Origin of the sequence: Priestia sp. RMT2NF4 (genome assembly GCF_047872835.1) — a bacterium.
GTDB lineage: Bacteria > Bacillota > Bacilli > Bacillales > Bacillaceae_H > Priestia > Priestia zanthoxyli.
Genome location: NZ_JBLQZO010000005.1, coordinates 85,950 through 100,288 on the forward strand (window position 1 = coordinate 85,950; position 14,339 = coordinate 100,288).

Annotated in this window: 12 protein-coding genes; 5 read left to right on the plus strand and 7 right to left on the minus strand. The window is 37.2% G+C overall.

Features of this window, described 5'->3' with window-relative positions:
* Positions 1-243: 243 nt before the first annotated feature.
* Positions 244-1,029: an endonuclease/exonuclease/phosphatase family protein gene (locus ACMX9J_RS19865; protein ID WP_028411950.1), complete on the minus strand. Its 786-nt coding sequence runs from the start codon at positions 1,027-1,029 to the stop codon at positions 244-246.
* A 4-nt stretch (positions 1,030-1,033) separates the two neighbouring features.
* Positions 1,034-2,671 (minus strand): PTS transporter subunit IIBC, encoded by a 1,638-nt coding sequence (locus tag ACMX9J_RS19870; protein ID WP_025752447.1) that lies wholly within the window; start codon positions 2,669-2,671, stop codon positions 1,034-1,036.
* 275 nt (positions 2,672-2,946) lie between these two features.
* Here ACMX9J_RS19870 and pgmB point away from each other — a divergent pair, with 275 nt between their 5' ends.
* Positions 2,947-3,654, plus strand: a complete 708-nt coding sequence (gene pgmB / locus ACMX9J_RS19875; protein WP_028411951.1) for a beta-phosphoglucomutase — start codon at positions 2,947-2,949, stop codon at positions 3,652-3,654.
* A gap of 88 nt (positions 3,655-3,742) precedes the next feature.
* Positions 3,743-4,612 (plus strand): Cof-type HAD-IIB family hydrolase, encoded by an 870-nt coding sequence (locus ACMX9J_RS19880; RefSeq protein WP_033580381.1) that lies wholly within the window; start codon positions 3,743-3,745, stop codon positions 4,610-4,612.
* Between the two features lie 33 nt (positions 4,613-4,645).
* Here ACMX9J_RS19880 and pdxK read toward each other — a convergent pair whose 3' ends face one another.
* On the minus strand, positions 4,646-5,470 hold the full coding sequence (pdxK, locus tag ACMX9J_RS19885) for a pyridoxine/pyridoxal/pyridoxamine kinase (protein WP_047749570.1): 825 nt from the start codon (positions 5,468-5,470) through the stop codon (positions 4,646-4,648).
* Positions 5,471-6,263: 793 nt separating this feature from the next.
* Between pdxK and ACMX9J_RS19890 the strand changes: the two genes are divergently transcribed.
* A complete protein-coding gene (locus ACMX9J_RS19890; RefSeq protein ID WP_224980621.1) occupies positions 6,264-6,650 on the plus strand; it encodes a hypothetical protein in 387 nt (128 codons plus the stop codon).
* 62 nt (positions 6,651-6,712) lie between these two features.
* Here ACMX9J_RS19890 and ald read toward each other — a convergent pair whose 3' ends face one another.
* Entirely contained in the window at positions 6,713-7,846 is a 1,134-nt protein-coding gene (gene ald, locus ACMX9J_RS19895) for an alanine dehydrogenase (RefSeq protein WP_013059863.1), read from the minus strand.
* A gap of 252 nt (positions 7,847-8,098) precedes the next feature.
* Entirely contained in the window at positions 8,099-9,334 is a 1,236-nt protein-coding gene (locus tag ACMX9J_RS19900) for a PucR family transcriptional regulator (RefSeq protein ID WP_416226115.1), read from the minus strand.
* Between the two features lie 396 nt (positions 9,335-9,730).
* Between ACMX9J_RS19900 and gndA the strand changes: the two genes are divergently transcribed.
* Entirely contained in the window at positions 9,731-11,143 is a 1,413-nt protein-coding gene (gene gndA / locus ACMX9J_RS19905; RefSeq protein WP_013059861.1) for an NADP-dependent phosphogluconate dehydrogenase, read from the plus strand.
* Between the two features lie 42 nt (positions 11,144-11,185).
* On the opposite strand, the gene zwf is transcribed toward gndA, so the two are convergent.
* Both zwf and ACMX9J_RS19915 read right to left on the minus strand, forming a co-directional pair.
* Positions 11,186-12,688, minus strand: a complete 1,503-nt coding sequence (gene zwf, locus ACMX9J_RS19910; RefSeq protein WP_013085508.1) for a glucose-6-phosphate dehydrogenase — start codon at positions 12,686-12,688, stop codon at positions 11,186-11,188.
* A 305-nt stretch (positions 12,689-12,993) separates the two neighbouring features.
* Complete coding sequence (locus ACMX9J_RS19915; RefSeq protein ID WP_013085507.1) at positions 12,994-13,440, minus strand: staygreen family protein; 447 nt, start codon at positions 13,438-13,440, stop codon at positions 12,994-12,996.
* A gap of 177 nt (positions 13,441-13,617) precedes the next feature.
* Between ACMX9J_RS19915 and ACMX9J_RS19920 the strand changes: the two genes are divergently transcribed.
* Positions 13,618-14,292, plus strand: coding sequence for a uracil-DNA glycosylase (locus tag ACMX9J_RS19920; RefSeq protein WP_028411955.1), 675 nt, complete (start codon positions 13,618-13,620; stop codon positions 14,290-14,292).
* Positions 14,293-14,339 lie beyond the last annotated feature (47 nt).

The window sequence follows — 14,339 nt, forward strand, 5'->3', positions numbered from 1 at the left end:
GGGTGTTCATTTAAATAGAGCTTACATGTATCATCTTACTATTAAGTTGAGCGATTTCATTGATAAACATGCAAAAATGGGTTGCATATCGTCAACATCACAATATTATAGCACACCTACTTTTTAAAATGCGAAAGTTTATCGGACACTTATAAAACGATAGATAAAGCAGTAAAGAAGATGATTTTTACATAATCATAATCACAAGAAAAAAGCGAACGCTATTCGTTCGCTTTATGTCACTTATTTCACTTCAACGCTTACCCCAAAATGGTCAGAAACAACGGGATAATGTATGCCGTTAAAAACTACAGTCGATGATTGAATATCCTGCGCATGACTCGATAGAATGAGATCAAGGCGCAGCGCCCGTTCATTATCATCCCATCCAGCAATGTTCCCTTGAACTGTAATACCGCTATCTTTTTTGTTCGATAGAGTATACGTATCATAGAGGCCTTGGCTCAACAGGTAGTCGTAACCTTCATGTCGTCTATGAGCGTCATTATTAAAGTCTCCAAGTAAGAAAAATGGGTTATCTTTGTGTACATGAGCTAGCAGCGTATCAACTTGCTGCTTGAATGGCTCTTCCTCGTCATCCCACCAGCCAAGATGACAAGAATAAAAAGTAAGGAGTTCTTTTTCATATTCGATTGTTGCTCCAACAATTCTTCTCGTTTTCCAATAGTCAATATTTGACGTTTGTGAAACAAAAAATGAATGCTCTTCAATAATCGGGTGTTTCGTTAAAATGGCAATTCCTTCTTCATACACTTCATAGCCTATATGAGATAAATCCCATACCAATTGATAGTCTTCACCTTGCTTACCCAGTTCTTTTGCTAAAAGCCAAGCGTAATTATCGCTGCGAATGTAGTCATATACATAAGGCGCGTCTATTTTTTGGCTTACTTCCTGTAAAGCAATGACATCATATTTTTCTTTTTTAATTACTTCAGCTAGACAAGATAACTTGTCTAGCTGATTTTCCTCTTGCCAAGAGTGGCAATTTAACGTTAATAGCTTCATTATGTTAAGCTCCTAACAAATCTTGAATGTCGGATTTCAAAACATCCGCTTTAGGTCCATAAATAGCTTGTACCCCTTTATCTTTCAAGATTAAACCAAGGGCTCCGTTTTGTTTCCATTCACTTTCTCCTGCAACGGCATGTATATCTTTTACCGTTACACGTAAGCGAGTCATACAAGCATCCACGTCTTCAATATTGTTTTCTCCGCCAAGCAGTCCAATAATGACTGGGGCAAGCGAATCATTTTTCACCTGCTTGCTGCTTGTTGCAGTTGTTTCTTCATCGATATAGTTTCCGTTACGTCCCGGTGTTGGGAAGTTAAAACGTTTAATTAAGAAGTTTGCCACTCCAAAATTTAAGCCAAAAAATACAAGGCAGGCGATGACAAAGTTCATTAAGTCAGCCCATAGTCCGGCTTTGATAATCATTGGTGTACGTGTTAATAGTTCAATTACGCCAAATGAGTGTACGCGAACATGAACAATATCAACAATGGCAAAAGCCAGTCCTGTCATAATGGCGTATACAACGTATAGAAGAGGCGCCGCGAACATGAACATAAATTCAATCGGCTCTGTTACGCCTGTTAAGAAAACAGCTAGTCCAGCTGAAAAGAACATTGAACGATATTTCGAACGTTTGTCAGGATCTACGTTGCGATACATTGCTAAAGCAATTCCAATTAATGACGCACAAGATAAAATCATCTGTCCTACTTTAAATCGTGCAGGTGTAACGTCATGTAAGAGCTGCTTGTAGCTGTCCATATCTCCTGCAGCACGGAAGTTATTTAAGTCTGCAATCCAAGCAAGCCACAAAGGATCTTGACCGGCAACAGTGGAACCTGCTCCAGAACCCGTTAAAATTTTGTACGTACCGCCTAGCTCCGTATAGTTCATAGGAACTGTCAGCATATGATGAAGACCAAACGGAAGAAGGAGACGCTCTAATGCTCCGAAAATAAATGGTGCCAGAATAGGAGCTGTATCTCTAGATGTTGCAATCCACTGTCCGAAGCTGTTTAGCGAACCTTGGATGAACGGCCACACAATGGATAAAAGCAGTGCCGTTACAACTGAACCACCGATGACTACAAACGGTACGAAGCGCTTGCCGTTAAAAAACGAAAGGGCTTCAGGCAATTTATCATAATTGTAATATTTGTTGAATAAATTTGCGCCTAAGAAACCAGCGATAATTCCTACGAATACTCCCATGTTAAGAGCGGGAGATCCTAAAATAGATGTGAAGTAGTCTTTTACAACTAATTCTTGTCCAAACAGTGATTGAACCGTTGCTTTTGAATCTGAGAGCATTTCTGCTTTAACTCCAAAAATGGCTCCTGTAATTCGATTAATAAGAATGAATGCAATGAGTGCAGCAAATGCACCGCCAGCACGTTCCTTTGCCCAAGATCCCCCGATGGCAACAGCGAACAAGATGTGAAGATTTGTAATGATACCCCATCCTATATCTTCCATCACTCGTGCAATTGTTTGTACAGCAGTGATGTCTCCCCCAGTCATTGCAACTAGTTTTCCAAGTGAAATCATAATACCAGCTGCGGGCATAACCGCTACTACTACTAATAAAGCCTTACCAAACTTCTGCCAAAAATCAAATGAAAAGAACTTCTTCATAGTTTTTCCCCTTCCCCTATGTATGGGTTTTCATTTTATTTTTTGATAAACTATATTTTTAAGACAGTGCAACCGTTTGCATAAACCTATTGTAATAAAAGGGCTTTCATAATGCAATACTGTAATTTCTCTTTTTTTGAAAAATTTATTCATAAATTATAAATGATGAAAAAATTTTTATGATAAAGTGAACAATATCAACGGTATTTTAACATGGTGGGATGTAATAAAAGCATTTAAGTAATGGCATAAAGATAGGTACAGAGGAGGATAATATGAAAAAAGAAGAGCTACAAGCGATTATTTTTGATTTAGACGGTGTTATTGCAGATACAATACATTTATATTATAGAGCAAATAAAAAAGTAGCAGATCAACTTAACGTTTCGTTTTCTGAAGAACTAAATCAACAGCTGCAGGGAATCAGCCGGATGAGAACTGTAGAGCTCATTGCTGCGCAAGGCAATGTACACCTGACAGTGGAACAAAAAGAAGAGCTTGCTTATGAAAAGAATAAGCATTATCAGGCTTTAATAAGAGAAATGACAGAAGATCATTTACTTCCAGGCATTAAAATGTTGTTAGAAGATTGTAAAAAACAAGGCATTAAAATGGGAATTGCTTCTTCTAGTTCGAATGCAAATACTGTAATAGATGCGCTAGGAATACGCTCTTTTTTTGATTGTATTGTGGATGTGAGGAAAATCAAGAAGGGAAAACCAGATCCAGAAATATTTTTGACAGCTGCCGATCAATTAAAAGTAAAACCCGATGCATGTGTGGCAATAGAAGATGGAGAGGCAGGTATAAAAGCTATTAATCAAACAGATATGGTTTCTATCGGCGTTGGTAAGCATCTGAGGGAAGAGGATGTGAATTTTCGCGTATATTCAACAGCTGATTTGCATGTAAAGACGATCAAAGAGGTTTTCGAAAAAGCAAGAAAAGGAACAGATTATAACAGCGCGTATACAAAAAATTAGTAAATCTTTTACATGCAAGTAGCAAAGCGCTAAAAAACATATGCTAGAATAAAATAAGAGAGCAAAGATACATAGGAAGGGGTACATCATGATTAAATGTATTGCGATCGATATGGATGGAACGCTAGTAAATAGTGAACAAGTTGTAAGTAAAGAAAATGCCCAAGCGATTAAGACAGCTCAAAAGGCAGGGGTGGAAGTTGTTGTTGCTACGGGACGTTCTTATGAAGAAGCGCGTTATGTTTTAGAAGAAGCAGGACTTCATACATATTTAATTTGTGCAAACGGAGCAGAGCTTCGCAATCCACAAGGGGAAAAACAATATTCAGTAGGCATGACGATGGAAGCTATTCGTGAAGTAGAAGATATTTTTAAGAAGTTTCAGCTGTACTTTGAAGTCTATACAAGTGAAGGTACGTATTCAAATGACTATGAAAAAGCTTTGTCCGTATTAATGGATATTTATTTAAGTGCTAGCTTAAAAGATAATTATGAAAAATCGTTAGAAGCGGCAAAAGAGCGTTTCAATAGCGGCAGAGTAAAGCTTATTGAAGAGTATGAAGCGCTGTTTCAAGATCCAAACAAGGACATTTATAAGCTGCTTGCTTTCTCTTTTGATGAAGAAAAGTTAGAGCAGGCAAAAGTAGAACTTGTGAAGTTAGATTCTATTGCAGTCAGTGCATCTGGTAAAGAAAATATTGAAATAAATGATGAAAATGCTCAAAAAGGAATTGCGGTTACATCATTTGTTCAAGAACGCCATATTTCTTTAGAAGAAACGATGGCTATTGGAGACAATTATAACGACGTATCGATGTTTCAGCGAGTTGGACGTGCCGTAGCGATGGGAAATGCCCCTCAAGAAATTAAAGAGTTTGCCCATATCGTAACAGGAACAAATGACGAGCACGGCGTAGCTCAAGCTATCTTAAATGCGCTTGAAACAGTCAAACAATAAGCAAAATAGAAAAGCATGCCTTTAGGCATGCTTTTAGTTTGTTACTTTTTCTTTGTTACGACGGTATGCACCGTGATTTGTTGGTCCGACATATTGATTTAAAGCAAATGAATGGCGAATTGCTTCTGTAATAAACTCTTTTGCTGTATAAATAGCTTGTTTGACGTCACTGCCTTTTGCCAATTCAGCAGCAATCGCAGCTGAGTATGTGCATCCAGCACCATGTGTAAATGTCGTTTCAATACGTTCAGACTCTAAGATCTCAAATGTCTTTCCATCATAAAGCAAATCGATTGCTTTTTCGTGTGCTAATTTACTTCCACCTTTAATCAATACATATTTGGCACCAAGTTCAGAAATTTTCACGGCTGCTTCTTTCATTTGATCAACCGTTTTGATAGGGCCAAGTCCGCTTAATTGACTAGCTTCAAATAAGTTAGGCGTTACGACTGTTGCTTTTGGAACTAGTACATCACGCAAGCTGACAGTTGTTTCCGGATGAAGCGCTTCGTCTTCTCCTTTACATACCATCACAGGATCTACTACAACATTTTTTAAATCGTATTCTTCAATTGTTTTTGCCGCTAGTTCAATAATTTCCACTGAGCCAAGCATACCCGTTTTTAGAGCTTGTACGCCTACGCCTTTTACAATTGTTTTCAGCTGCTGTTCAACAGTGGAAGCTTGTTGTGGAAATACGTTATGAGACCAGCTGTTATCGGGATCCATTGTTACAATTGTTGTTAAAGCTGTCATTCCGTAAACACCAAGTTCTTGGAATGTTTTTAAATCCGCTTGAATGCCAGCTCCGCCGCTGCTATCAGAACCAGCAATGGTTAATGCTTTATTCATTGTCATAAAAAATCCTCCCGTATTTTAAGTTCATAGAGAAAATAGAGTAAAATTTCTACCGGGCGGCTTTTAGTTGCCCAATGTGTTTTAGATAAATTTCTTCCATTCACTTTTTCTTCTATTTTATCGCTTTTAATGTAGATATTCAATTTCTAAAAACTGTATGAATCCTACGTGTAATTTAGAATTATCATGACTGACTGTGAAGCATGAGTTAAATGAACGTTAGCGAATGAGATATAAGGTGGTTTGAACATTTACTTTACATAAACTTAAGAGTAACTACCTTCACAAGTAATCGGATGCTAAAAAACCTCTTATTAAAAGGCTTTTTACCTTATTGTACAAGCACTCTTTTTCTTAATGAATAAAATGAATAGAAACTTAAGAAAGGGTGATTCACATAAAAAAACATTATAATCATGACAGTTATAAAGATGCCCCGGATTCTTCTAATCAATCACAACTTCAAAAGAGAAATCACAAAGACTGTTATATGAAATCGAATTTAATGAGCGATAACTTCAAAACTGTTAAGACAGGTACTTTAAATGTTTGTATAATCGTATTACCAGGAGCTAAAGTTGATCGAAATTCTAAAGATAATCCGTCTACAGTTCCCAACCGTGTAAAAAGAGACATAGCGGCTGCTAATAGGATATGGAAACAATATGAGAAAAACCAATTAATCCAGGGGGTTACATTTACTATTACACGTTCATTTGTTTTTTTGGAAAACATCAGTGGCATTGTAAGTAATGCGGAAAATTTTCCAATTAGAGGAGCTAGTCATCTTACAATGGTACAAGCAATGCTTGAAACTGGCCGAAAAGTTTGTCAAGACGCTGATGTATACGTATTTTATATGAATGGAAATAGATTTGGGCCTGTTAATTTTGACTATTCATCGACTCTTGCTGTAACTTATAACTCTTTTCCACTTGTGATTATGACAAATGCAAGTACAGATGAGTATCTTCTTGCACATGAATTAGGTCACTTTATGTTTATTACGAATCGGTTTAACGAGACAGATGATCCTGAACCATTTCATGAATTAGATGGTAATCATAATAGAACGCCTAGCAACCTTATGTTTCCTACTCCTGAATTCTGGCCAATGGTACCGGAGATTACCGGTGAACAGATACACAAAGCTTTAAATAGTCGTGTTTTTTACAGCTAATTGCTGTTTATTCAAAATAAAAACGCCCTTAACAGAGGGTTAAGGACGTTTTTTACTATCTATTAAATAGAAGCTAATTCTTTTTCAAGAGCTACGTCTACTGATACATAATCATAACCTAAATCATGTGCAACTGCTTCGTACGTAATAGCTCCGTTTGCAACGTTCACTCCTAATTTTAACGCTTCGTTTTGAGCGATTGCTTTGTGAACACCTTTAGAAGCAATTTGAAGTGCGTAAGGTACCGTTACATTTGTTAAAGCAATCGTTGATGTGCGTGGAACTGCTCCTGGCATGTTCGCAACTGCATAGTGTACAACACCGTGCTTTTCATAAGTAGGCTGATCGTGTGTTGTAATGTGGTCAATTGTTTCAACGATACCACCTTGGTCGATTGCTACGTCAACAATAACAGAACCTGGCTTCATGGTTTTCACCATTTCTTCTGTTACTAGTTTTGGAGCTTTTGCACCTGGGATTAATACTGCACCAATCACTAAATCTGACTCTGCTACTGCATCCGCAATGTTATAAGGATTTGACACTAGCGTATTGATTTGGTTGCCAAAGATATCGTCTAATTGACGTAGGCGTTCAGGACTTAAATCAATAATTGTTACATCAGCACCGAGGCCGATTGCGATTTTTGCAGCATTTGTACCAACACCGCCGCCTCCAATAATCGTTACTTTTCCGCGGCTAACTCCAGGAACACCCGCTAATAAAATTCCTTTTCCCCCGTTTGATTTTTGAAGGAATTGTGCACCAATTTGAGCAGCCATACGTCCTGCTACTTCGCTCATAGGTGTTAATAGAGGCAATGTACGATTGACTGCCACTGTTTCATAAGCAATAGCCGTTACACCGCTATCTTTTAATGCTTTTGCCAGTGCTGGTTCAGCTGCTAAGTGAAGGTAAGTGAATAAGATAAGACCTGGTCTAAAATAGCCGTATTCACTTGCTAATGGTTCTTTTACTTTCATGACCATTTCAGCTTGTGCCCACACGTCAGCTGCTGTCTCAACAATTTCAGCTCCGGCTTTTACATAATCTTCGTTTGTGAAGTTACTTCCAATACCCGCTTCATTTTCAATTAATACACGATGACCTGTACCAACAAATGATGCTACGCCTGCTGGTGTAATCGCTACTCGGTTTTCGTTGTTTTTGATTTCTTTTGGTACGCCAATAATCATGATTAATTTCCCCCTTGGTCGTTTGTGTATCTTTAGTATAAAGAAAGTTTTGTGAAATTTCTTTGTCTAGAAAGAAGAATTGAAGAAGCGGTTTTTGTTTAAACACACAAATGTAACCGCTTACTTATCAGAATTTTTAATTTTTATGTCAGGTTATCTAACATTGTTAAGGGAAGAAAACATAAAAAAAGAGCTATTTATTTATCGGAAAATAAATAAATAGCTTTCTGTTAAAAGATATAACATTATCTGTTATTTTTTATATTTCATTAACTTAATATCAATATAAAGAGTCATTTTTTGATTAACATCCTTTAAGTTGATATCACCAATCTCTGAAATTCGCTTTAATCGATAGCTAAGTGTATTCATATGCACATTTAATTCTTTGGCTGCTTCATTAATATTGTTATCATTATTTAAAAATACTTCAAGAGTCTCCACCAAGTTACTGTTATGACGAAGGTCATAATCAGTTAGCTTCTTTAAAGAATGGTTTTCAAATTGATCTTGAACGCGCTTGTCTAAAATAACATCTAGAAATTGATAAATACCTAATTCTTGATAGTTAATAATCTCTTTTGTTTCTTCTGGAAACTTACTTTTCATATCTAATACGTCCAAAGCTTCTTTATAGCTTTTTTCGATATGATCGTGCGATGAATAAATACTGCTGCAGCTGGCTTTAATTTGAGTAACATCAAAGCGTTCATGCATGTTTCCTCTAAAATAGTCTACAAAATCTCGCTGTTCATCAAGAGGATTTTCAACCGCATCCAAAGAAAGCAGTAAGATTAAATCATTGCAATCAATCGTATAAAGAACGATTTTTAAGCGGTGCATTGTTTTCAACATATACGAAATTTGGCGTTCAGCTTCAGGCGTAATATCTTCTTGGAAGCGGAAGATAGCAATGGAAAACGCTGATGGAGCCGTAATTTGAGCTTCATAAAACGCTTCTGAAATTTCTTGGCGAGACTTAATGTGGCCAGTTAATAATTTCCAGAAAAATTCCTGTGAGCGCTCCTCTCGTTTGTATTTTCGAATTTGAAGCTGCAGCAATTTGTTTTTTAATACATTCGCAGCTTTTTTTAATAGCTCCACTTCTTCATCGCCTAAGGCTTTCTCAATTTCCACAGCCCAAATGAATCCTAGAACTTCTTCATTTTTCCAGATAGAAATAGCTATACGATCTCCAAGCCCGATTTCATTTATATTTTTCACACGCACAGGTTCATTTGTCTCAAGCAGTTTCGGAATAATGCCTTCTTTCCATAAGTTGTTAATGACTTTTTCCGGAACTCTTCTTCCAATAATCGTAGCAATACGCGCTTGGTCCGTTCTTTCATCATGGGTGCTGTAAGCTAGTAAGCGATGATTAGCATCTTCAATCGTAATAGGGCAGTTCAATACCTCGCTAATGCGATCTGCAAATTCTTCAAGCGTATCAAAATTTTCTTTGAACGGATCTTTGATTGGTTTTGTCATATATAAAATCCCTCTTCGTAAAACAAAATAAGTACTAGTGCAGCTTTTTTAGCTGCAGTAAATATAGTAAAACGGTAACAACCGTGTTGATCATCAATTCATTGAAATGATTAACTGCTTAATATTTTAACAAAAGTAATTGTTTAAGAAAATGTTAAAATGCGTCTAAAGGTAGTTAAGAATGTACGGATGATTAGTAACTGCGTTCATTTCACTTATTTTATCGAAATTTTCTTCAAAATAATCAATGTTCGGTGAGCATGATTCTTTTCAAATGTGTATAATAAAACGTATGATTATGGTTATATCAAACTTGAATCCGTAACTTTCTTTATGATATGTTCAGTTACGATTAGGTTGACCAATTCATATTACACATGAAGGGAAGAATTTAACATGGCAAAACAACAAATCGGTGTTATCGGTTTAGCGGTTATGGGGAAAAACTTGGCGCTAAACATTGAGAGCAGAGGCTATTCTGTTTCAGTTTATAACCGCTCTCCTGAAAAGACAGAAGAGTTCCTAAAAACAGAAGCAGAAGGTAAAAATTTTGCAGGTACATACAGTGTGGAAGAGTTTATTAATTCTCTTGAAAAACCGCGTAAAATTTTATTAATGGTTAAAGCTGGTGCTGCTACAGATGCAACAATTGATTCGTTAAAACCATACTTAGAAAAAGGCGACATTTTAATCGATGGCGGAAATACATTCTTCCAGGATACAATTCGTCGTAACAAAGAGCTAGAAGAATTAGGTATCCATTTCATCGGTACAGGCGTATCCGGCGGAGAAGAAGGCGCATTAAAAGGACCTTCAATCATGCCTGGCGGACAAAAAGAAGCATATGAACTTGTAAAACCAATCTTAACAGCTATTTCAGCGAAAGTTGAAGGCGATGATTGCTGCACATACATTGGACCAAATGGTGCAGGTCACTACGTAAAAATGGTTCATAACGGCATCGAGTATGGCGATATGCAGTTAATTTGTGAAGCATACTTCATCATGAAAAACGTATTAGGCTTAGAAACAGATGAATTACATGAAGTATTTGCTGAATGGAATAAAGGCGAGCTAGATAGCTACTTAATTGAAATCACAGCTGATATCTTTACGAAAAAAGATGAAGAAACAGGTAAAGCACTTGTAGACGTTATTTTAGATACTGCAGGTCAAAAAGGTACAGGTAAATGGACAAGCCAAAGTGCGCTTGATTTAGGTGTACCACTACCAATCATTACGGAATCTGTATTTGCACGCTTTATTTCAGCTATGAAAGAAGAACGTGTAAAAGCAAGCAAAGTATTGAGCGGTCCAAATGCAGCTGCATTTGAAGGCGATAAAACCGAATTAGTAGAAGCAATTCGTAAAGCATTGTACATGAGTAAAATTTGTTCATATGCGCAAGGGTTTGCTCAAATGAAAGCAGCTTCTGAAGAATATGACTGGAATTTACAGTACGGTGATATTGCAATGATCTTCCGCGGTGGTTGTATCATCCGTGCACAATTCTTACAAAAAATTAAAGAAGCTTACGATCGCGATGCAGATCTAACAAACTTATTGTTAGACCCATACTTCAAGGATATCGTAGAAGGCTATCAGTCGGCTCTTCGTGAAGTTATTTCAATTGCGGTTAAACAAGGTATTCCTGTACCAAGTTTCTCAAGTGCATTAGCTTACTATGACAGCTACCGTACAGAAACGCTACCAGCGAACCTTTTACAAGCGCAACGTGACTACTTCGGAGCTCACACATATCAACGTGTTGATAAAGAGGGCGTATTCCATACTGAGTGGTTAAAATAAAAAACAAGAAAAGCAGCTGTATACTACAGCTGCTTTTTTTATTTACTCTTTAGGTGAGAAGTTGTCTTCTCCGACTGGCCACCAGTGGAAACCGTCTTCAGCAAGCAATGCGTCTGATTCTTTTGGTCCCATTGAACCTGATTCGTAGTTCGGGAAGTTTTGTGCTTTTGTGCTTTCCCATGCTTCTGAGATAGTATCAACAAATTTCCAAGAAAGGGCTACTTCATCCCAGTGAGTAAAGTTCGTTGCATCTCCAAGCATGCAATCATAAATAAGGCGTTCATAAGCTTCCGGTGTATTCATTTTATCTCCACAGTTATTGCAATAGTTCAAGTTAATCGGTGTGGATGATGTGGCACCTGGCGTTTTACGCGCGTTCAAGTGAAGCGTAATGCCTTCTTCCGGTTGGATATGAATGACAAGCAAGTTTGGATGAATTTCTTTATCTTTATTGAAGTACAGGTTCATTGGTAAGTCTTTGAACTGTACAACAATTGTCGTTGCTTTTTCTTTCATGCGTTTACCTGTACGGATATAAATCGGTACGCCAGCCCATCTGAAGTTATCAATCATAAGCTTACCAGATACAAATGTAGCGGTATTAGACTCAGGATCAACCGAGTTTCCTTCGCGATAGCCGATAACTTCTTCTCCTTCAAGTACACCTTTGCCGTATTGACCTCGTACAAAATAATCATCTACTTCATCCACTGATAAAGAGCGAAGAGCACGCAATACTTTTACTTTTTCACTGCGAATTTCTTCCGGTGTTAATTTAATCGGCGGTTCCATTGCAAGTAGGGCCACCATTTGAAGCATATGGTTTTGTACCATATCTCGAAGGGCACCTGAAGATTCATAGTAACGGCCACGGTCTTCTACACCAAGCGTCTCACTAGACGTAATTTGGATGTTTGAAATGTATTGGTTGTTCCACATCGGTTCAAATAGAGCATTTGCAAAACGGATAACTTCGATATTTTGCACCATTTCTTTACCGAGATAGTGGTCGATACGATAAATTTGATCTTCCTTAAATGCATGGCGAATTTGTTCATTTAATTCTTTAGCAGAAGGATAATCATGGCCAAACGGCTTTTCAATGACTAGGCGGCTCCAGCCTTCTGTTTGTGTTAAACCTTCATTTTTTAAATTCGAAGCAATCGTTCCGAAAAATTCAGGTGCCATTGCTAGATAGAAAATACGATTTCCAGGCACGTTGTATTGCTCATCAAGGCTTTCTGTTAGGCTTTTTAATTCTTGATAAGAAGCGACATCTGTTACGTCAAACGGTTGGTAATAAAAATGTGAAGCAAACTTTTCAATGTCAGCGTCACTGTTTTTGAAACTGCTCACTGATTTTTTTACATTTTCGCGTAATTCGTCATTAGTCCAAGGTCTTCTTGCGACACCAACAACAGCGAAATCTTCCGATAGTTTGTTCGCTTTATATAAGCGGAAAATAGAGGGGAATAACTTACGTTTTGCTAAATCACCTGTAGCGCCAAAAATTACGATAATGGATTTTGGTTGTACATTTGTCATTACTTCTAGGACCTCACTTTGTCGTAGTTACGTTCAATTTTTTTCCGCTTTAACAGACAACACTTAAATGAAATCTGGGGATTCATTGCCCGTTAAACTCGGCCTTTATAAACAAACGAATGATTGCTTGTTTACCTTTTCCTTTATGTATAGAACTACTAATAAATTGTAACGATTTTAAAGGGTTAACGCAAATAGATTAAAACAATTTGTAGTTATTATTCCATGTTTTTAACAAGTTTAAAAGTATTTTGTTTCGAATACGGAGAAAAAGCTACCGTTATTTTAACAGTAGCTTTTCTCATTTATTTATATTGATACAGGGAACCGATAGATTTTTTTGTTGAAAATGGCAGCTCAGGGCTATCGGCAATGATAAAAATAGGACAGTGCATTAAAAGTGGATGTTTTTCGAAAAAGGAAGCATCAGCGTGATAGATAGACGATAGAATAACAGGGAGCTGTTCTAAAAAGTGAAGGTAGCGTGTAATGGTTTCATCTGTTGATGTATGCGCACCGATGTAATAATACACAGTAAGGGAATAAAAACCTTTATCGAAGACGAAGGATGCTAAATATTCGTTCCGCTCTTTTTGCATATGATCGTAGGCAAATTCAATGCCGATTTGAATGGAAGGAACAGAAGTGTGTTGACCTGGGAAAACGGTGTATTTTCTTGGTATCATTGGTTCAACGGGTGTAACACCCAGGCTGTAGGTTACGTCTATTTGGTGGGGATTGCTGATGATCATATGGAATCCCTCCTTTAATATAAAAATACACTCTTTATAAGTGTATACAAAGTTTCATTGAACATGACAATATTAAAATATGCCCAGGCTCTCAGCGTATTTAAAGCAGGCAACGTTTGAGCAGGCGGCAGAGTTTACGATAAAATAACAAAAAAGATTATTATGAGGTGATAAGCAATGAGTATTTTAAAAAATGACTGGGCTCCTTTATTAGAAGAAGAATTTCAAAAAGACTATTACATACAGCTTCGAGAATTTTTAGTGGATGAATATAATCACCACACCATTTATCCTGATAAATATGATATTTTTAACGCTTTACACTATACGGATTATAAAAATGTAAAAGTTGTCATATTGGGACAAGATCCTTATCATGGACCAAATCAAGCGCATGGACTGAGCTTCTCTGTTCAACCAGGAGTCAAAACACCGCCTTCTTTAGTGAATATTTACAAAGAGCTGAAAAATGAAATGGACTATCACATTCCGAATAACGGTTATTTAGTCAAATGGGCAGAACAAGGTGTTCTTTTGCTTAACACTGTTTTGACGGTTAGAAGAGGGGAAGCGAATTCTCACAAAGGAAAAGGATGGGAACAGCTGACGGACCGCATTATTGAATTAGTGGCACAAAAAGAGGAGCCGGTCGTGTTTTTGCTGTGGGGCAAACATGCACAAGCTAAAAAAGAGCTCATTCATCATTCACACCATTTAATTTTGGAAAGCCCGCATCCTAGCCCATTTTCAGCTAATCGAGGCTTTTTTGGCAATAATCATTTTCAACGAGCAAATGAGTTTTTGCTCCAACACGGACGTCAATCCATCGATTGGCAAATTGATGATGTGTAAAAGTGAGCATTTCATGAAGATTAGCTTCAGACATAGCCTCCTATTTC

What these genes read in the sequence shown, in the direction of transcription:
- ACMX9J_RS19900 (WP_416226115.1), bottom strand. Translation starts at nt 9,334, where the DNA reads ATGACAAAACCAATCAAAGATCCGTTCAAAGAAAATTTTGATACGCTT.
- gndA (WP_013059861.1), top strand. Translation starts at nt 9,731, where the DNA reads ATGGCAAAACAACAAATCGGTGTTATCGGTTTAGCGGTTATGGGGAAA.
- ACMX9J_RS19880 (WP_033580381.1), top strand. Translation starts at nt 3,743, where the DNA reads ATGATTAAATGTATTGCGATCGATATGGATGGAACGCTAGTAAATAGT.
- ACMX9J_RS19890 (WP_224980621.1), top strand. Translation starts at nt 6,264, where the DNA reads ATGGTACAAGCAATGCTTGAAACTGGCCGAAAAGTTTGTCAAGACGCT.
- pdxK (WP_047749570.1), bottom strand. Translation starts at nt 5,470, where the DNA reads ATGACAATGAATAAAGCATTAACCATTGCTGGTTCTGATAGCAGCGGC.
- ACMX9J_RS19915 (WP_013085507.1), bottom strand. Translation starts at nt 13,440, where the DNA reads ATGATCATCAGCAATCCCCACCAAATAGACGTAACCTACAGCCTGGGT.
- zwf (WP_013085508.1), bottom strand. Translation starts at nt 12,688, where the DNA reads ATGACAAATGTACAACCAAAATCCATTATCGTAATTTTTGGCGCTACA.
- pgmB (WP_028411951.1), top strand. Translation starts at nt 2,947, where the DNA reads ATGAAAAAAGAAGAGCTACAAGCGATTATTTTTGATTTAGACGGTGTT.
- ald (WP_013059863.1), bottom strand. Translation starts at nt 7,846, where the DNA reads ATGATTATTGGCGTACCAAAAGAAATCAAAAACAACGAAAACCGAGTA.
- ACMX9J_RS19920 (WP_028411955.1), top strand. Translation starts at nt 13,618, where the DNA reads ATGAGTATTTTAAAAAATGACTGGGCTCCTTTATTAGAAGAAGAATTT.
- ACMX9J_RS19865 (WP_028411950.1), bottom strand. Translation starts at nt 1,029, where the DNA reads ATGAAGCTATTAACGTTAAATTGCCACTCTTGGCAAGAGGAAAATCAG.
- ACMX9J_RS19870 (WP_025752447.1), bottom strand. Translation starts at nt 2,671, where the DNA reads ATGAAGAAGTTCTTTTCATTTGATTTTTGGCAGAAGTTTGGTAAGGCT.